The following is an 18,490-nucleotide window of genomic DNA, read 5'->3' on the forward strand; positions in this document are numbered from 1 at the left end:
GAGGCACAGAATGACGACCTTCCTCACGGAAGACGACATCCGCTCCGTCTTCGACTGGCACGGAGCCGTCGACGCGCTCCGCTCCGCCTACTCGACGCCGATCGCGGACAGCCAGGTACCCCCGCGCGCCGTCGCCCGTAGCTCCGAGGGATGGCTGCGGACCCTGACCGGCGTACTGCCGGGCGGCCCCGTGATGGGCGCCAAGCTGATCGCGGCCTCCACCACTCGCCGCCGCGCGTCGTACCTGATCCCCCTGTTCGACCAGCACTCCACCGAACTGGTGGCGCTCCTGGACGCCGGGCTCATCACCGGCTACCGCACCGCGGCGACCTCGGCGCTGGCGGCGGACACCCTGACCCCGCCGGGTCCCGTACGGGTCGCGGTGATCGGGTCGGGCTTCGAGGCGCAGCAGCACGTGCGCGCGCTGGCGGCGGTCCGCGAGCTCGCCGCGGTCACGGTGTTCAGCCCGAACCCGGCCAGCCGCCGGCGCTTCCTCGACGTCCTGTCCGACGTCGAGGCACCGCTCGACGAAGCACCCACCGCGGTCGAGGCCGTCGTCGGCGCCGACATCGTGCTGTGCGCGGCCAGGTCCCGGAACGAGGAACCGACGCTGCGCGGCGCGTGGTTGGCGCCCGGGACGACCGTCGTCTCCATCGGCTCCACGCTGCCGGAACAGCGGGAACTGGACGTCGAGGCGATCGACCGGGCCGACGTCGTGGTCGCCGACCAGCCGGACGAGGTCGTGCACGGCACCGGCGACATGATCGCCGCGACCGGGGCCGGCCTGACGCCGGACCGGAAGGTCGTCTCCCTCAACGACGTCCTCCTGGGCCGGGCCCCGGGGCGGCGCACGTCCGAAGAGGTCGTGCTCTACAAGTCCGTCGGCTCCGCCGTCCAGGACCTCGCGGTCGCCTCCCTCTGCCTGCGACGGGCACTGGACCGGGGGATCGGCACCGTGCTCCCGGTGGGCCTCAACACCGTCGTCAAGTGACGGCCAGAGCAACCCAGAGCAACCCAGAGCAACCCAGAGCAACTCAGAGCAACTCAGAGCAGCACGGAACACGAGGAAAGGAACGACGCACATGGCGCGCTACACAAGGGGCGAGGCCCGGCAGTGGGCCAGGGAGACCCTGGTCGGGGCGGTCAACTGCACCATCCCCTCCTTCACGCGGGACCTGGGGGCGCTGAACGAGACCGCGATCCGTCACGACACCCGGCTCGCCATCGAGCACGGGTTCATCGGCACCCTCGGCGTCTCCGAGGTCTCCATCACCCTGCCCGAGTACCTGGACTTCCTCCGGATCGTCAAGGACGAGGCCGGTGACCGGCTGGTCCTCACCCACCACGCCAGTTTCAGCAATCTGGAACAGAACATCGTGGCGGTCAAGGCGGCGGAAGAGACGGGCGCCGAGTTCGTCCTGCTGTCCTACCCGCCCAACTTCTACCCGGAGTCCGAGGACGACATCTTCGCGTACACGAAGGCGTTCTGTGACGCGACCGACCTCGCCGTGCTGCTGTTCCCGATGTACCTGTGGGGGTTCAGCCCCCGCATCCACCCGTCGGACATCCCGGTCCGCCTGATCCGCCGGCTGCTCGACGCGTGCCCCAACATCGCCGCGATCAAGGCGGAGGGCGGATTCCCCAGCATCCAGGGAATCATCGAGTGCAACCGCCACTTCGGTGAGGAGGTCGTGATCTCGATGCCGATCGAGAGCGACCTCATCCCGCTCTCCCAGATCATGCCGATCCAGCTCTCCGCGACGAGCAACCACGAGTTCTACGGTCCGCTCGTGCCCCGGGTGATGGAACTGCTCCGCAAGGGCGAGCACGACCGGGCCGCCGAGATCTACTGGCAGATGCACCCCGCGCGCCAGGTGGCGAAGGCCCTGTCGCCGGCCCTGCACGGCGGCTACTTCATCAACCGGCAGGCCTGGAAGTTCCAGGGCTGGCTCCAGGGCTACAACGGAGGTCCCCTCCGCCAGCCCACCCAGCGCATCCACGACCAGCAGATGCTCGCCCTGCGCAAGGGACTCGCCGACGCCGGCCTCGAACCCAGCATGGACCCGCTGCGGGAGTTCTTCGTCGGCCGCAACCCCGCCTGACCGAGGAAGAAGCCATGACACAGCTCAGTTCCTCACTCGGCCTGACCGACCCGGCCCTGGTGCGCACCAAGCCGTACGTGGACGGGGCCTGGGCCGACGGCGGTGAGTCCGCCGGGCTGCCGGTCGACAACCCGGCGACCGGCGGACGGCTCGCCGTCGTCACCGCGCTCGACCGGCAGCGCACCGCTGAGGCCGTGGCGGCGGCGCACCGCGCCCTGCCGGCCTGGCGCGCCCGGTCCGCGGCCGACCGGGCACGGGTGCTGCGCCGGTGGTACGAGTCGGTGACCGACGCGGCCGAGGACCTCGCCCGGCTGATCACGCTGGAGGAGGGCAAACCGCTCGCGGAGGCCCGGGGCGAGGTGGCGTACGCCGCCTCGTTCATCGAGTGGTTCGCGGAGGAGGCCAAACGCGTCCGCGGGGACGTCTTCCCCGGACCGCAGGGCTCCCGCCGGGTCGTCGTACTGCGTGAACCGGTCGGTGTGTGCGCGGCGATCACGCCCTGGAACTTCCCCGCCGCGATGATCACCCGCAAGGCCGCTCCGGCGCTGGCCGCGGGCTGCACGATGGTCGTGAAGCCCGCCGAGCAGACCCCGCTGACCGCGCTGGCGCTGGCCGAGCTCGCCGACCGGTCCGGCGTGCCCGCGGGGGTGTTCAACGTGGTGACCGGTGATCCGCGCGAGATCGGGCCGGAGCTGACCGGCAACCCGCTCGTCCGGAAGATCAGCTTCACCGGTTCGACCGAGGTCGGCCGGCTGCTGCTGGCCCAGGCGGCGGACACGGTCAAGAAGGTCTCCATGGAGCTCGGCGGCAACGCTCCCGTGCTGGTGTTCGACGACGCCGACCTCGACCGCGCCGTCGAGGGGGTGCTGACGGCCAAGTACCGCAACAGCGGGGAGTCGTGTGTCGGCGCCAACCGCGTCTACGTCCAGGCCGGCATCCACGACCGGTTCGTCGAGGCGGTGACCCGCCGGGTCGGTGAACTCGCCGTCGGCGACGGGCTCACGCCCGGAGTGAGCATCGGACCCCTGATCGACACCGACGCGGTCGCCAAGGTCGAGGAGCACGTCCACGACGCCGTCGCGCGAGGAGCCACCGTGCGCTGTGGCGGCGGCCGGCACCGGTCCGGGAGCCTCTTCTTCGAGCCGACCGTGCTGAGCGGTGTGCCGGAAGGGGCGAGGATCACCCGGGAGGAGACCTTCGGGCCCGTGCTGCCGGTCATCCGGTTCACCGAGGAGGCCGAGGCCGTCGAGGCGGCCAACGCGACCGAGTACGGCCTGGCCGCCTATCTCTTCACCTCCGACGCCGAACGGACCTGGCGGGTCAGCGCCGCCCTGGAGACCGGGATGATCGGCATCAACACCGGTCTCATCTCCACCGAGATCGCTCCGTTCGGGGGTGTGAAGCAGTCGGGGCTCGGCCGCGAGGGATCCGTCTACGGCATCGACGAGTACCTGGAGATGAAGTACCTGGCCTGGGAGGGCGCCGGCGCCTCCTGAGCCGCCCCCCCGCGGGGCCTGCGGGAACCGGCTCCGCGTGCCGACGGGTCAGCGGGGCGCGGGAGCCGGTACGGCGTCGGGGGCCGCCTTGTGGACCGATCCGCCCTTCATGATCAGGGAGAGGTTCGCGGGGTCCTCCAGGATCGACACGTCGTCGGTCGGGTCCCCGTCGACCAGGAGGAGATCGGCGAGATGGCCCTCCTTGACGAGGCCGAGCTCGTCGCCCATGTCCATGATCTGGCCGCCGTTGCGGGTCGCGCAGCTCAGCGCCTCCGCGGGGCTCAGACCGAACCAGTCCACGAACAGCCGGAGGTCGCGAGCGTTGTGCCCGATCGGGTTGAAGCCGAAGCCGTAGTCCCCGCCGATCACGAGCCGGACACCCGCCTCGTGCAGTGCGGGGGCCACCCTGGAGACCGCCTCGATGGTGGTGCGGGTCTCCATCCCCTCGGTCGGCGGGTGCTCCTTGTCGTTGAGGTGAGCCCAGAGGATGCCCGGTGTCGGTGCGACGAAGACCCGGTCCCTGGCCTCGGCGAGCGCGGCCACCGCGGCGTCGTCGGCGAAGGAGGCGTGGTAGATCGCGCGGACACCGTGCTTGACCGCCATCGTGATCGCCTCGGCGGAGTGCGCGTGCGCGGTCAGCCAGACGCAACGCTCCCTGGCCGCCTCACCGGCCGCGGCGACCTCGCCCTCCGAGAACTGCAGGATGCGGGAGGTGCCCTCGTCGACGGCGCTCTCGCCGGTCAGGCTGAGCTTGACGATGTCGACTCCGAGGTCGGCCATCGCGTGCACGAAGGCGGCGACCGCCCCGGGGTCGGGGACGCGGTTGGCCACACCGGAGAAGTCGTACCGGCCGGGTGCCAGGTTCCCGGCGCTGCCCTCCCAGGAGGCGGCTCGCAGCCGGGGCCCCGGGAGCCAGCCCTCGCCGAAGGCCTTGCGCGCGGCGATCTCGGCCTTCGGCATCCGGTTGCCGCCGGAGTAGCAGCTGGTGAAACCGTGGTCGAGCATGACCCGGCCGCAGTGGGCCGTCAGCAGGGCCTTCTCCTCGTCGGGTTCCAGCCGGGTGGAGAGGTGCTCCACGGATGACCCGAAGCCGAGGTGGGCGTGTCCGTCGACGAGCCCCGGCATCAGTACCCGCCCCCTGCCTTCGACGACGGACGCCCCGGTGCGGCGGTCGTCCGGCACCGCGTCGGTGACGAGGGATATCCGGCCGTCCTCCACCAGAACCTCGCCGGGGCGGGGCAGGGCTCCGGTGCCGTCGAAGACACGTACGCCGGTGAACAGGTGAGAAGCCACGGACTCCGCCTTCCGTAGTGAGGGGCGAGCCGCCCGCTTTCCGTTATCTGTCGACAGATATCTTAGCCGTGTCGCAAGTAGGGCGGAAGATGCCCAGTTGAATGGGAAATTCTGATCGACTATCCAGTCTAAGTGTCGGCACTATGGGAGAGGTCTGACGCAGTGACCCATCGACAGCGCGAGGAGACACCATGACGGACCGCCAACGGCAGCCGGTCGCCCTGGACCACATCGGACTGAACGTTCCCGACCTGGAGGCGGCGACCGCGTGGTACAGCGAGGCGCTGGACCTCACGCCCGGCGCGCCCTTCGCCGTGCCCGGCACGGATCTGCGGGGGGTGATGCTCCTGCACGAGCCGAGCGGCTACCGGCTCGAACTGCTGCACTGCCCGGGGGCGCGGGCGGGAATGTCGGCGGCGACCCCCGACGAGGCCGTCCTGACCCTCGGCTACGGGCATTTCTGTCTCCGCGTCCAGGACGTCCGGGCGGAGTTCGCCCGTCTCGTCTCCGCCGGGGCGTCCCCCCGGATCGAGCCCTCGCCGGCCCCTCGTCCCGGCGCCCTGTTCTCGTACGTGGCCGACCCCTGGGGCAATCTCATCGAGATCATCAACCGCGACCGGGTCGGGGGCGGGGAGTAGGTGAGGGAAATCTGTCGACACTATGGCGAAAGATTGAGGCGTAAAGGTCGATGAAAGGCCGATTCACGGAATCTGAATCACTGAATCTGTCGACACTAAGGTAAGGTTGCGCCATCGTTTCCCTGAGGAGGTAATCGTCGTGGCACGCATTCCGGACGCGGGAGAAGACAGCGCGGTGGCGGAGCGGATCCGCGCCCGGCGGCCGGGCGGCCGGCTCCGCCCGATCGACGGCGTCCTGCTGCACTCGCCCGGGCTCGCGGACGGCTGGAACTCGTTCCTGGGCGCGATCCGCCGCGGTGGCGGACTCGCCGCCGACCTCCGCGAACTCATCGTCCTGCGGATCGCCGTACTGAACGACGCGCCGTACGAGTGGGACTCCCACCTCGCGGACGCGGAGGCGGCCGGGCTCGGCCCCGAGCAGCTCGCGGCGCTGCGCACCGACGACCCCGCCGCCGACGGCCCGTTCGGCGAGGCGCAGCGCCTCGCCCTGCGGCTGGCCGATGTCGTCACCCGTGACATCACGGTTCCCGACGAGCTGTTCGACGAGGTGAGCCGGCTGTTCGCGCCGGCCCAGGTGGTCGAACTGGTCACCACGGCCGCCGCGTACAACATGGTGTCCCGTCTGGTCGTGGCGCTCGGGGTCGAGGAGACACCGAGCGCCTGATGAACCCGCCGCGCCGCCGGACACGCGGCGGCGCGGCGCTATCCGTAGCTGGGATCGGCGGCCACCGCGATGTCGAGCAGCAGCGGCGTGGTCCTGTCGGCCAGGTCCCGGAGCACCCCCGGGAGGAGCGCGGCGAGCTGCCCGTAGGAGTCGACCCGCAGAGCGGGGCAGCCCAGACCGGCGGCGACGTCGGCGATGCGGACCTCGGCGAAGGACGGCCACGGCGGCTTGCCCCGGCCCGACTGCTCGGCCAGCCGGTCCATGATCGCGTAGCCCCCGTTGGACAGCACCACGAAGAGCACCCCGACGTCGTAATGGGCCGCGCTCCACAGTCCCTGGATGCCGTACATCGACGAGCCGTCGCCGAGCACGGCCACCACCGGCCGCTCCGGCGCGGCCAGCCTCAGACCGATCGCGGCCGGCAGGCCGAAGCCGAGACCGCCGGCGGCCGCGCTGACGAAACCCAGGGGCGCGCGGGCCGGCACCCTGCGGTGCAGTTCCGGCCGGCTCGACGGCGACTCCTCGACGAGGACGGCGTCCCGCGGCAGACCGGCGGCCAGCAGGTCGAACACGTGCCCGGGACGCAGGGGCTCACCGTCGGCGGGCTCCGGGAGAGGCGCCGGCCGGGCACGGCGCGCGGCCGGCGCCACGGGACGCGCCGTGGCCCGTTCGCCGAGCCGTTCCAGCAGCGCCCGGCAGGTGGCGGACACCTCCGCGACGAGCGCGAGATCGGCGACGCTGTGGTGGGTCTCGTCGGCGTACGGGGTGACCTGGACGACCGCCGTGCCCTCCGGCAGCAGGTCGCCGGGCTCCCAGGGGTACTGGCGCAGCACCGGCGCGCCGAGGACGAGCAGCAGGTCGTGCCCGGCCAGGGCCGCGCGTACGCCCGAGCGCCCGGGCGGGAGGTGACCCGCGAAGGAGGGGTGGTCCTGCGCGAACCCCGCCCTGGCCCCGAACGGCTCCTGCCACACCGGGGCGCCGAGCCGCTCCGCCAGCGCCGCCACGGCGGTCCAGCTGTCCTCGTCGTCGGCGGCGGCACCGACGACCAGCGCCGGGCCGCGGGAGCCCGCGACCCGCTCGGCCAGCTCGTCCAGGGCGGGCCCCGGGACGGCCGGGCCGCGGCGCAGCGCGAGCGGAGCGGCGCCCCGCCGGTCCTCGGCCGGCTGGAGCCAGTCGTCCATGGGCACGACCACGATGGCCGGTCCCGCGCCCGTGACGGCCTCGTGGTGGGCCCGGGCGACGGCGGCGGGTACGTCCTGCGGGCGTGCCGGGGTACCGGTCCACACCGGGTAGTCCCCGACGAGCCCGTCGAGCCGCCCGGTCAGGAAGGGGTCGTGCGCGAGATGGCGCCGGTCCTGCTGCCCGACCACCACGACGAGCGGGGCCCGGTTGGTCCGGGCGGTGGCGAGGGCGCCGGCGGCGTTGGCCAGACCTGCGGTGGTGTGCAGGTTGACGAAGGCCGGGCGGCCGGAGGCGATCGCCCACCCGGTGGCCATCCCGACCACGGAACCCTCATGGAGGGCGAGGCGGAACGCGATGTCGTCGGGCAGGCCGGTGAGGAACTGGATCTCGGTCGAGCCCGGGTTGGCGAAGACGGTGGTCATCCCGTAGCGGCGCAGCACGTCGAGGACGGCGTCGCGTACGGTCCGGGGCGCGGAGTCCGGATCGCTGCTGCTTTCGGTGGTCACGGTGTGCGGTCTCCTGGCGGAAGGTCGGACGGGGTGCGCGGCGCGGAACGGTCAGATCGGGTAGTGGCGTTCACCGGACTGGATGGTGACCCAGTGCAGCTCCGTGAACTCCTCCAGCGCCGCGCGTGAGCCGAACCGGCCCCAGCCGCTGGCACCGACCCCGCCGAACGGCATCTGCGGCTCGTCGTGCACGGTGGCGCCGTTGATGTGGCAGATGCCGGAGCGGATGCGCTGAGCGACCGCCAGGGCCCGTCCGCCGTCCCGGCCGAAGACGCTCGCGGACAGGCCGTACTCGGTGTCGTTGGCGCTGGCCACCGCCTCCTCGTCGTCGGCCACCTCGATGACGGAGACGACCGGTCCGAAGGTCTCCTCGTGGTAGATCCGCATCTGCGGTGTCACCCCGCGCAGCACGGTGGGCCGGACGTAGAGCCCGTCCGACGTCCCGCCGGCCAGCACCCGCGCACCGTGCGCGACGGCGTCCTCGATCAGGGCGAGGACGTGGTCGCGGGCGCCCGCGTGGACGAGAGGGCCGACCTGGGAGGCGGCGTCGTCGGGCGGGCCCACCACGAGCCGGTCGGCGCGTTCGGCGAGGAGGGCGCTGAGCTCGTCGGCGACCGGCCGCTGGACGATGACGCGCTCGGTCGACATGCAGATCTGGCCCTGGTTCATGAAGGCGCCGAACCCGGCCGCCGCGGCCGCCGCCCCGAGGTCCGCGTCGTCCAGCACCAGCAACGGCGCCTTGCCGCCGAGTTCCAGGACCGTCCGGGTCAGGTGACGCCCGCCGAGTTCGCCGATGACGCGTCCCACCCGGGTCGAGCCGGTGAAGTTGACGCGCGTCGTCGCGGGGTGGGCGATCAGGGCTTCCACCACCGCGGGGGCGTCGCCGGGGTCGTTGCTGACCAGGTTGACGACGCCGGCGGGCGCGCCGGCGTCGTGCAGGATCCGCACGATGGCCGCCTGGGTGAGCGGTGTCTGCTCCGACGACTTCAGCACCACGGTGTTGCCGTAGACCAGGGGCATCGCGATGGCGCGGACACCGAGGATGAGCGGTGCGTTCCAGGGGGCGATGCCGACCACGACGCCGGCCGGCCGGCGTACCCCGAGGGCGGTGAGCCCCGGCACGTCGGAGGGGATCACCTCGCCCACCGCGGAGTACGCCTGCGCGGCGGCCTCGGTCAGCATGCCCTGGGCGACATGGACGTTGAAGCCGCACCACGGCCGGGTGGCGCCCATCTCGCGGCCCATGACCTCGGCGAGTTCGGCGGCGCGTTCGCCGAAGAGTTCGGCGGCCCGCGCGAGCACGGCCCGCCGCCCGGCCGGCGGCAGCGCGGCCCAGGCTGGCAGGGCGGCCGCCGCCGCGTCGACGGCGCTGTGCGCGTCGGCGGCCGACGCCGCGGCCACCCGGGCGATCGGCTTGCCGGTGAGAGCCTCGCGCGTCTCGACGTAACGGCCGTCCTCGGCCGCCACGGTCCGGCCGGCGATGAACAGGTCGGACGTCACGGCCTGCGACGGCTCGGCGGGCGGTGCTGCAATGGCTGACATCAGGGTGTCTCCTCCGCGGCTCGGGACCCGGGCGCACAGCCGGTGCGCCCGCTCCGCGGGAAGTATCCGAAGTCACCCGCGGGCAGACAACGAGCCTGTTCGTTGAATGACCATCCGGACGGCTCAGCCCTGCCGGGCCCTGGTCCCCGGCTGCCAGCCCAGCCTCCGCGAGATCGCCAGGCCGCTGGTGATCACCGACGGGAGCACGGCCTGCGGCTGCACCGAACCGGTGCGGACGACGACCGACAGCGCCGCGACCACCCGGCCCTGCTGGTCCATGATCCGGGTGGCGACCGAGTCGGCGCCCTCGGTGAGCTCGCCGCGCACCAGCGCGCTGCCCGTGCGCCGGCATTCGGCGAGTTCACGGCGGACCGCGTCCGGGTCGGTGACGGTGTGCGGGGTGAACCGCCGCAGCTCGTCCGCGAGCACCCGCTCGATCAGTTCGGCGCCGCTGTGACCGAGGAGGACCTTGCCGACCCCGGAACAGTGCAGCGGCAGCCGGCCGCCGACCCCGGAGACCAGGTCGAGCGCCCGCGGCGCCGACAGCCGTTCGATGACGACGGCCTCGCGGCCCTCCAGGACGGCGAGCTGCACATGCTGGTGGAGCGCTCCGTAGAGGTCGTCCATGTAGGGCTGGGCCATCGTGCGCAGCGACTCGGTCAGCGGTGCCAGGGTGCCCAGCCGCCACAGCCGCAGCCCGACGACGAACCGTCCGTTCTCACGCTGTTCGAGCGCGCCGGCCGCGGTCAGCTCCCGGACCAGTCTGCGGGCGGTGGGGTGCGGCAGTCCGGTGCTGCGGGAGAGTTCGGCCAGACTCAGCTCCGTCTGCCCGGACTCGAAGGAGAACAGCAGGTCGAGCAGGCGGGAACTCACGCTCCGCCCGGGTTCGCTGGTTCGCGGCATACGGTCGTCAGCTCCTTCTCCCGTCGGCCGGCAGGACCGGAATGTTCGTTCAATGGCCCATGATGCCCCCGGTATCCCCGGTCCGGGCAACCTGATCGCGCCGGACGCCGCACGGCGCCCGCGGGCCACCGGCCCGGGCCGTCCCATCGGCCGACACGCCTCGGGACCGCCCGGGAAGGGCGAAGAACAGAGGGGCTTCCTCATGACCGCGTACGAGACCCCGCCGAGGATCGCGATCCTCGGCGGCGGCATCGGCGGCCTCGCCGCAGCAGCCTTCCTGCACCGCGAGGGGCTGCCCAGCACCGTGTACGAGCAGGCACCGCGACTGGGCGAGGTCGGCGTCGGCCTGGTCGTGGCGCCCAACGCCGCGCGGCAGCTGCGCAGGCTGGGCGCGCTCGACGCGCTGCGCGAGCACGCCGTACGCCTGGACGTCGGCTGGGAGTTCCGGCGCTGGCAGGACGGGACCGTGCTCTCCGCCGAGGACCTCGCCGCCTCCTGCGAACGGCTCTACGGCGAGCACACCTACACCGCCCACCGGGCCGACCTGCTCACGGCGATGCGGTCCCGGGTCCCGGCGGACCGCATCGAGCTGGGCCGCCGGTGCGTGGGCGTCGACAGCCACGGCGAGAACCTGCGCGTCGCCTTCGCCGACGGCACCCGGGTGGAGGCCGACATCGTGATCGGCGCCGACGGCGTCCACTCGGTCCTGCGCGGGGCCCTCTTCGGCGCCTCACCGGCCGCGTACTCGGGCATCTGCGCCTTCCGCGCGCTCGTCCCCGCGGACCGGGCACCGGACTTCGCGCGCCGCGCCGCCCAGACGCTGTGGATCGGCCCCGGCCGCCATCTGGTCCACTATCCCGTCTCCGCGGGACGGTTCGTCAACCTCGTCGCCTTCGCGCCGGCGGGTGACTACACCGTGGAGTCGTGGACCGCCACCACCACCGTGGAGGAGTTCCTCGCCGAGTTCCAGGACTGGGACCCCCGGCTCGCGGAACTCGTCCGCGCATCCGCGACACCCGGCCGGTGGGCCCTGCTGGACCGCGCACCCCTGCCCCGGTGGACGGTCGGCGGCGCCACGCTGCTGGGCGACGCCGCCCACCCCATGTTCCCGTTCTTCGCCCAGGGCGCCGCTCAGGCGATCGAGGACGCCGCGGTCCTGGCCCGGTGCCTCGCGGACGGCGGCGCCGACCCGGCCGGGGCCCTGCGGCGGTACGAGGCGCTGCGCGTCCCCCGGACCGCCAGGCTCCAGGAGATCAGCCACGGCCGGTCCCACGTCAACCACCTCGCCGACGGCCCCGAGCAGCGCGAGCGGGACGCCCGCTACGCACGGGAGGACCCCCTGGTCGCCAACGCGTGGATCTACGGCTACGACCCGGAGACCGCCCTCGCGGGGACGACCCGTGACCACGGCTGACGCGGCGGTCCACGGGCGGGTGGCCGCAGGTGACGCGGCGGCCCGCGAACGAGGGGACCGACGAAGCGAACCCGGGATGCGTTTCGTGCACCGGACACTGCCCCAGCGGATCGTCTTCGCCTCCGGCGCGGCGCCGTCCGCGGCCGCGGACGAGTTGGCGGTGCTCGGCGCGTCGCGGGCCATGCTGATCGCGTCCGGCCGCCACGCCCGCCTGGCCGGCCGCCTCTCGGCGCGGATACCGGTCGTGCTGCACCACGAGGAGGTCGTGATGCACGTGCCGGTGGAGGCGGCCCGGCGGGCCCGCGAGGCGGCCGTCGCCTCGGGTGCCGACGTCGTCGTCAGCGTCGGCGGCGGCTCGGCCACGGGGCTGGCCAAGGCGGTGGCGCTCGGCACCGGGCTCCCGATCGTGGCCGTACCGACGACGTACGCCGGTTCGGAGGCGACCGGAGTGTGGGGTCTCACCGAAGGGCACACCAAGACGACCGGCACCGACGACACCGTGCTGCCGCGCTCCGTCGTGTACGACGCCGCGCTGCTGGCCACCCTGCCCGCCGATCTCGCGGTGGCCTCGGGGCTCAACGCGCTGGCGCACTGCGTCGACTCGATGTGGGGACCGCACGGCGACCCGATCGACCGGGCCCTCGCGGGCGAGGGCATCCGCGCGCTGGCCGACGGCCTGCCGGCGGTGGCCGACGACCCCTCCGGGACCGCCGGCATCGAGCTGACGCTGTACGGCGCCTACCTGGCCGCGACCGCCTTCGCCTCGGCCGGCGCCGGCCTCCACCACAAGATCTGCCATGTGCTGGGCGGCATGTTCGGCCTGCCCCACGCGCAGACCCACGCCGTGGTGCTCCCGCACGTGCTCGCCCTCAACGCGCCCCACGCGCCCGAGGCCGAACACCGCGTCGCCGAGGCCCTCGGCGGCGGGTTCGGCCCGGGAGACTCCTCGGCCGCGCTGGCCGCCCTGTACGAACGCCTCCACGCGCCACGGGCGCTCAAGGACCACGGCATGCCCGAGAGCGGCATCGCCCGGGCCGTCGCACCCGTCCTGGCCGCGGTCCCGGCCGGCAACCCCGCCCCCGTCACCGAGGAGAACGTGTCCGCGCTGCTGCGCGCGGCATGGGAAGGAAGCACCACGTCATGACGAGCACCCACGGAGGACCGGCGGAGCAGGCCCGGCGCGAGGAGGAACTGACCGAGCGGGTGCTGCGCTCGTTCGACGGCTGCGCGGACCCGCGGCTCAAGGAGCTGATGACCGCTCTGGCCGGACACCTGCACGCCTTCATCAGGGAGACCCGGCTGACCGAGGCGGAATGGAACGAAGCCATCGGATTCCTCACCGAGGCCGGTCACCTCACGGACGACAGGCGTCAGGAGTTCATCCTGCTCTCCGACGTCCTCGGCGCCTCGATGCAGACCATCACGGTCAACAACGAGGCCCACGGGAACGCCACCGAGGCGACGGTGTGGGGGCCCTTCTTCGTCGAGGGCTCACCGCGGATCCCGCTCGGCGGCGACCTGACGTCCGGCGCGCCCGGCGAACCCTGCTGGGTCGAGGGAACGGTCACCGGCACCGACGGCGCCCCCGTGCCCGGGGCGCTGATCGAGGTCTGGGAGGCCGACGCGGACGGGCTCTACGACGTCCAGTACTCCGACGGCCGCGTCGCCGCCCGCGCGCACCTGTACACCGACGCCGACGGTTCCTTCAGGTTCTGGGGCGTCACCCCGACGCCGTACCCCATCCCGCACGACGGGCCGGTCGGCCGTCTCCTCGAAGCCGCGGGCCGCTCCCCGATGCGCGCCTCCCACCTGCATTTCCTGGTCCGGGCGGCCGGCCGGCGGGAGCTGGTCACGCACATCTTCGTGCGCGGCGACGAACTGCTCGACCGCGACGCGGTCTTCGGGGTCAGGCCGTCGCTGGTCAAGGAGTTCCTCACCCAGCCCGCCGGCACCCCCACCCCCGACGGCCGGGCCGTCGACGGGTCCTGGGCGAGGGTCGGTTTCGACATCGTGCTGGCCCCGGCAGGCCACTGACGCCCGCACGGCGGGCGGGGCCGCGGGCGTCAGTTCTCGCCCGCGGCCGGCCGGTCGCCGGCGAAGTCGTCCATGCCGATGAAGAAGTAGCCGAACCGCCAGCAGCCGTCGGCCTCACGGCGGAGCGCCGCGTCGTAGAACACGCTGGCGCCCAGCGCGAGCCCGTCGGCCGCGACGGTGACGACGCTGAACGCCAGCGCCTTCGCCGTACCGGCTGCCAGATCGAGGTCCTCGACCACGACGTTGGAGATGACATGGCGGCGCTGGTCGCGCGTCTCGGCCGCGACGGCGGTCAGCTTCCGCTGCACCATGGCCCGGCCGTGGTACGTCGCGAAGGGCTCGGCGGAGCCCATGGCGACCTCGTAGACGACGTCCTCGGTGAAGCAGGAGCCGACCACGTCGGCCCGGCACTCGTCGTGGCCGATCCCGAACCGGTAGAAGGCGTCGGCGATCTGCGCCCGGGCGGCGAGGGCGTCCGGCGACCAGTCGGCCGGCCGCAGGGGCTGCATCCGCACCTTCCCCTGCCGGTGCGCCCACGCCTGTGGCGGGAAGGTCTCCTTCGTACGTCCGGCACTGCCGTCGTCGCTCACGTGTGGTCCTCGCTCGTGTCGCTCGTGTCGCTCGTTCGTCTCGCTCGTCCGTCCGGCCATGGGCGTCCGTCCGGCCATGCGGGTCCCCGCCGGGTCGGTCCGGGCCGCTCAGGCGGCGGTCACTCCGCCGTCCACGGGAATGTTCGCCCCGGTCACCCAGCCCGACTCGTCCGAGCCGAGCCAGACCGCGCAGTGCGCGATGTCGTCCGGCACTCCGAGCCGTCCCAGGAGCGTGGCGGCGATCACGGACCGGGCCAGGTCGCCGTCCGTGTACCCGGAGGCCTGGGTCGCGCCGGTCTGGATGAGCCCGGGTGCGATCGTGTTGACCCGGACCTGGTCGTCGCCGCCCTCGATCGCGAGCTGGCGGGACATGGCGAGGACGGCGCCCTTGCCGGCCGTGTGCGCGGTCATTCCGGTACGGCGGCTGCCCCGGGCGGAGTTGACGGAGGCGAAGTTGATGACGGAGGCGCGGCCGGAGGCGCGCAGCAGGCTCCACGCCTCATGGCACAGGATGAAGACCAGATCGACCTCTCCGATGATCGTCGGCCGGAACTGGGACGCGTAGTCCATCTCCCAGACCCTGGCGATGTGCGGCTGGATCGCGCCCGCGTTCACCAGGGTGTCGATCCGTCCGTGCGTCCGGCCGATCTCGGCCACGAGATCACGGACCTGGTCCGGCTGTGTCAGGTCGCAGGCGTGGACCGAGGCGAACGGCGTCCCCGCGCGGGCCGCCTCCTCGGCGGTGCCGTCCGCCGAAGCCGCGTTGACGTCGACACCGACGACGACGGCGCCCTCGGCGGCGTAGCGCAGGGCTATGCCCTGTCCGATACCGGAGCCGACGCCGGTCACCACCGCGACGCGACCGGCCATGCGGCCCTGCTGGCTCGTCATGATTACCTCTCCACGGTTCGTGCGCGTTTCGCTGGACCGTCCGACGCGTGTGATCGCGCCCCTCTCAGACCGTATTGTCGACAGAGTTCATCGTCAACCTTGATCAGTGTCCATTTTTTAGGGAATCACCGCATCAAGTGTGGACAGAGCCATGTGTGATCACTGAACGTGCCCTTGGTCGCGGCACCGCCCCGGAACATCTTTCCCGGGCGATTGGGCAGCATCGACCCGCGGGCGCACGGGGGCGAGCCTCTGGATCCGGCCTAGGGGAATGAGGCAGATGTCGGGAAACCGGGTGGGTGGATCGCATCAGGCCGTCGACGGTGTGCCCGCGCCCGCCTTCGTCGGCCGCGACGTCGAACAGCGATGGCTCCGGGAGGCGCTGGCGCGCGACTCGACACGGCTGGTCGTCATCGAGGGCGAGGCCGGGATCGGCAAGTCCCGCTTCGTCCAGGAGACCCTGCCGGACGCGGCCTACGCCGGCACCGGCGTACTGCTGCTGCGCTGCCCGCCGGTCACCACCCCCTTCCCGATGGGGACACTGGTGGAGGCGCTCGGCTCCACGCCCCCCGACCCCCGCCGGCCGGGGCGGCTCGCCGGGGCGCTGCGGCCGTTGTTCCCGGAGTGGTGGGACATCCTGCCCGGCCCGCTGCCGCCCGCGGAGAGCGGCGCGCTCGAACGGCACCGGCTGTTCAGGGCCCTGGCCGAACTGGTGCGGACGCTGGGCTTCCACACGGTGGTACTGGACGCCGCCCACTGGGCCGACGACGCCACCCACGAGTTCCTGCTGCACCTGGCGACCGTCGACGGGGACGCACCGGTGCGGGTGGTGGAGACCTGGCGCACCGAGGAGCGACCGGCCCAGGAACTGGTGACCCGGATCCTGCGCATCGCCACCGGCGGCACCGGCCGGGTGATCCCGCTCGGCCCGCTGGACCTGGCCGGCACCCGCGAGTTCGTCGCGTCGATGCTGAGCGGCCCGCTCGCCTCGCCGCGCGTCGCGGACCTGCTGCACCGGCGCACCCAGGGCGTGCCGCTCCTGCTGGAGGACCTGATCCGCACACTCGACGACCAGGTGCGGGCCAACCCCGGCCAGGCGTACGGGAGTCCGGCGAGCATCGGCGCGCTCGCGCCGCCCGCCAGCCTGCGCGAGTCGGTGGCCGCGCGGATCGGACGGCTCACCACCGCGGCCAGATCGGTGGGCTGGGCCCTCGCCGTGCTCGCCGAACCGGCCACCGTCGCCCTGCTCGCCACCGTGACGGGCCTCGACCACCAGGAGGCCGGCACGGCGCTCGACGAACTGGTGGCGGCCCACCTGCTGAGCGTCACGGGCGGCGGCGAGATCACGTTCCGCCACGCCCTCGTCCTGGACGCGGTCGCCGACCAGGTGCCGCTGGGCGAACGGTCGCGCCTGCACGCCCGGGCGGCCGCGGCGCTGGGCGCGCTGCCCGCACCGCCGGTCGTGCGGCTGGCCCGCCATCTGAGACTGTCGGGCGACACGGCGGGGTGGGCCCGGTACGCCGAGCGGGTGGCCGACCTCGCGCTGGGCCGCGCCGACGACCTGACCGCGGCGAACATCCTGCTGGAACTCGCCACCGCCACCGTGCAGGAGCCCGCGGACCTGGCGCGGATCGTGGCGAAGACACCCTTCGCGGTGTTCCGCGGCGACGAGCCCTACCGCGCGGTCGAGGAGGTCCTGCGGCGCGTCGCGCAGGACCCGGGGCTCTCACCGCCGGACCAGGGCCGGGTGCGCTGGCAGCTCGCGCGGGTCCTGATCCTGGAGGACCGGATGAGCGAGGCCGCCGAGGAGACGCGGCGCGCGGTCCCGCTCCTCGCGGACGAGCCCCTCCTCGCCGGGCAGGCGATGATCAACACCGTCCATCTGTCCTGGACCACCTGGTCGTTGACCACCCGTCGGCAATGGCTCCGGCGGGCGGCCCGGCTGCTCCAGGACCGTGACGCCGCCTCCGAACTGCGGCTCACCTCCGACCTGGCGACCGTGCTGCTGCGCTTCGGATCGGCGGACGGCTGGCGGGAGGCGGCCAGGATCCCGACCCGCGACATCAAGGTCGGGGACCGGCTGAACGCGGCCCGCGGACTGGGCAACATCGGCCACTGCGCGCTGATCTGGGGCCGGTACGCGACCGCTCGGACGGCCCTGTCGGCCGCGTCCGAGCTCGCGCACACCTACGACTACCCCGTCGTGTCGGCCGTACTGGAGGACATCACCCTGCACCTGGACTACCTGGAGGGCTCCTGGGAGGGACTGCGGGAGCGGGCGGCGGCGCTCGTGGCCACCGCCCGCTCCGCGGGCGGCGACCGGCTGGAGGCCGAGGTCGTCGAGGCGCGGCTGCTGGTCGCGGAGGGCGCCGGCGACGACGCGCGCCGCCGGCTGCGGGCGGTGCTCGACCACCCGGCCAGCCGACTGGGTCCCGAACTGGTCATGGAGGCCTGCGCGGTCCTCGCCGAGGTGGTGCTGGGCGACGGCGACCCGGCGGAGGCGCTCGCGCTGACCCGGGAACCGTTCGCGCTGATCGAGCGCACGGGGGTGTGGCTGTGGGGGGCCGATCTCGTGCCCACCCGGGTGCGGGCCCTGCTGCTCACCGGCGGTCGGGAGGCGGCGCGGGAGGCGCGGGAGGCGGTGGACGCGATGGCCGCGGGGATCGGCGGCGACGCTGCCCCGGCCGTCGACGCGGCCCTGATCAGCTGCCGTGCGCTGCTCGCGCACGCCGCGGGCGACCTGCCCCGGGCCCGGGACCTGCACCGGCGGGCGGCCGCGGCCTGGCGGGAACTGCCGCGCCCGCACGAGGAGACGCGCCAGCTGGAGGCGGCGGCCCGGTGCCTGCCCGGCAGCGCCCGGCAGGAGGCGGTCGGCGAACTCCGGGACGTCCTGCGGCGGTACACCCGGCTGGGCGCGGTCGTCGACGGCGAGCGGGTGGCGGCGGCGCTGCGGACGGCGGGCGTCGAGACCCGCGGACCGGGACGGCGCGGCAGGAAGGGGTACGGTGCCCGGCTCTCGCCCCGCGAGCGGGAGGTGGTCCGGCTCGTGGCGGCCGGTGAGACGGACTCCGCGATCGCCGCGAAGCTGTTCAAGTCGCCCAACACCGTGCAGTCGCAGGTGAAGTCGGCCAAGCACAAGCTCGGAGTGTCCACCCGCGCGGAACTCGCCCGCGCGGCGGCGGAGTTGCCCCCGGACGACGACTGGTGACGACGACTGGTGACGACGACTGGTGAC

Annotated in this window: 15 protein-coding genes; 9 read left to right on the plus strand and 6 right to left on the minus strand. The window is 73.3% G+C overall.

Annotation, left to right across the window (positions count from 1 at the left end; genetic code table 11):
• Positions 1–10: 10 nt before the first annotated feature.
• From ACZ619_RS33940 to ACZ619_RS33950, 3 genes are all read left to right on the plus strand, one after another.
• On the plus strand, positions 11–991 hold the full coding sequence (locus tag ACZ619_RS33940) for an ornithine cyclodeaminase family protein (RefSeq protein ID WP_469607261.1): 981 nt from the start codon (positions 11–13) through the stop codon (positions 989–991).
• 91 nt (positions 992–1,082) lie between these two features.
• Entirely contained in the window at positions 1,083–2,102 is a 1,020-nt protein-coding gene (locus ACZ619_RS33945) for a dihydrodipicolinate synthase family protein (RefSeq protein ID WP_469607264.1), read from the plus strand.
• A gap of 14 nt (positions 2,103–2,116) precedes the next feature.
• Entirely contained in the window at positions 2,117–3,598 is a 1,482-nt protein-coding gene (locus ACZ619_RS33950; protein WP_469607266.1) for an NAD-dependent succinate-semialdehyde dehydrogenase, read from the plus strand.
• A 48-nt stretch (positions 3,599–3,646) separates the two neighbouring features.
• On the opposite strand, the gene ACZ619_RS33955 is transcribed toward ACZ619_RS33950, so the two are convergent.
• Positions 3,647–4,891: an amidohydrolase family protein gene (locus tag ACZ619_RS33955; protein WP_469607269.1), complete on the minus strand. Its 1,245-nt coding sequence runs from the start codon at positions 4,889–4,891 to the stop codon at positions 3,647–3,649.
• Between the two features lie 191 nt (positions 4,892–5,082).
• Here ACZ619_RS33955 and ACZ619_RS33960 point away from each other — a divergent pair, with 191 nt between their 5' ends.
• Entirely contained in the window at positions 5,083–5,529 is a 447-nt protein-coding gene (locus ACZ619_RS33960) for a VOC family protein (protein WP_469607271.1), read from the plus strand.
• Positions 5,530–5,668: 139 nt separating this feature from the next.
• A complete protein-coding gene (locus ACZ619_RS33965; RefSeq protein ID WP_469607274.1) occupies positions 5,669–6,193 on the plus strand; it encodes a carboxymuconolactone decarboxylase family protein in 525 nt (174 codons plus the stop codon).
• 38 nt (positions 6,194–6,231) lie between these two features.
• On the opposite strand, the gene ACZ619_RS33970 is transcribed toward ACZ619_RS33965, so the two are convergent.
• The 3 genes from ACZ619_RS33970 to ACZ619_RS33980 all read right to left on the minus strand — a co-directional run bounded on the left by ACZ619_RS33970 (position 6,232) and on the right by ACZ619_RS33980 (position 10,326).
• A complete protein-coding gene (locus ACZ619_RS33970; RefSeq protein ID WP_469607276.1) occupies positions 6,232–7,881 on the minus strand; it encodes a thiamine pyrophosphate-dependent enzyme in 1,650 nt (549 codons plus the stop codon).
• 51 nt (positions 7,882–7,932) lie between these two features.
• On the minus strand, positions 7,933–9,423 hold the full coding sequence (locus ACZ619_RS33975; RefSeq protein WP_469607279.1) for an aldehyde dehydrogenase family protein: 1,491 nt from the start codon (positions 9,421–9,423) through the stop codon (positions 7,933–7,935).
• A gap of 123 nt (positions 9,424–9,546) precedes the next feature.
• Positions 9,547–10,326, minus strand: a complete 780-nt coding sequence (locus tag ACZ619_RS33980; protein ID WP_469607281.1) for an IclR family transcriptional regulator — start codon at positions 10,324–10,326, stop codon at positions 9,547–9,549.
• A gap of 202 nt (positions 10,327–10,528) precedes the next feature.
• On the opposite strand from ACZ619_RS33980, the gene ACZ619_RS33985 reads away from it, so the two are divergent.
• From ACZ619_RS33985 to ACZ619_RS33995, 3 genes are all read left to right on the plus strand, one after another.
• Complete coding sequence (locus ACZ619_RS33985) at positions 10,529–11,740, plus strand: FAD-dependent monooxygenase (RefSeq protein ID WP_469607283.1); 1,212 nt, start codon at positions 10,529–10,531, stop codon at positions 11,738–11,740.
• Between the two features lie 76 nt (positions 11,741–11,816).
• Entirely contained in the window at positions 11,817–12,884 is a 1,068-nt protein-coding gene (locus ACZ619_RS33990) for a maleylacetate reductase (RefSeq protein ID WP_469607505.1), read from the plus strand.
• Positions 12,881–13,774 carry a dioxygenase family protein gene (locus ACZ619_RS33995; protein WP_469607284.1) on the plus strand — a complete coding sequence of 298 codons (894 nt, stop codon included), beginning with the start codon at positions 12,881–12,883 and terminating at the stop codon, positions 13,772–13,774. The genes ACZ619_RS33990 and ACZ619_RS33995 overlap by 4 nt, the downstream gene beginning before the upstream one ends.
• Positions 13,775–13,803: 29 nt before the next feature.
• On the opposite strand, the gene ACZ619_RS34000 is transcribed toward ACZ619_RS33995, so the two are convergent.
• Both ACZ619_RS34000 and ACZ619_RS34005 read right to left on the minus strand, forming a co-directional pair.
• Positions 13,804–14,364, minus strand: a complete 561-nt coding sequence (locus ACZ619_RS34000) for a nuclear transport factor 2 family protein (RefSeq protein WP_469607287.1) — start codon at positions 14,362–14,364, stop codon at positions 13,804–13,806.
• 108 nt (positions 14,365–14,472) lie between these two features.
• Positions 14,473–15,255, minus strand: a complete 783-nt coding sequence (locus ACZ619_RS34005; protein ID WP_469607289.1) for an SDR family NAD(P)-dependent oxidoreductase — start codon at positions 15,253–15,255, stop codon at positions 14,473–14,475.
• Positions 15,256–15,550: 295 nt separating this feature from the next.
• Here ACZ619_RS34005 and ACZ619_RS34010 point away from each other — a divergent pair, with 295 nt between their 5' ends.
• Positions 15,551–18,463, plus strand: a complete 2,913-nt coding sequence (locus ACZ619_RS34010; RefSeq protein ID WP_469607292.1) for a helix-turn-helix transcriptional regulator — start codon at positions 15,551–15,553, stop codon at positions 18,461–18,463.
• The last annotated feature ends 27 nt before the right edge of the window (positions 18,464–18,490 follow it).

This window comes from Streptomyces sp. NPDC104367 (genome assembly GCF_055583825.1).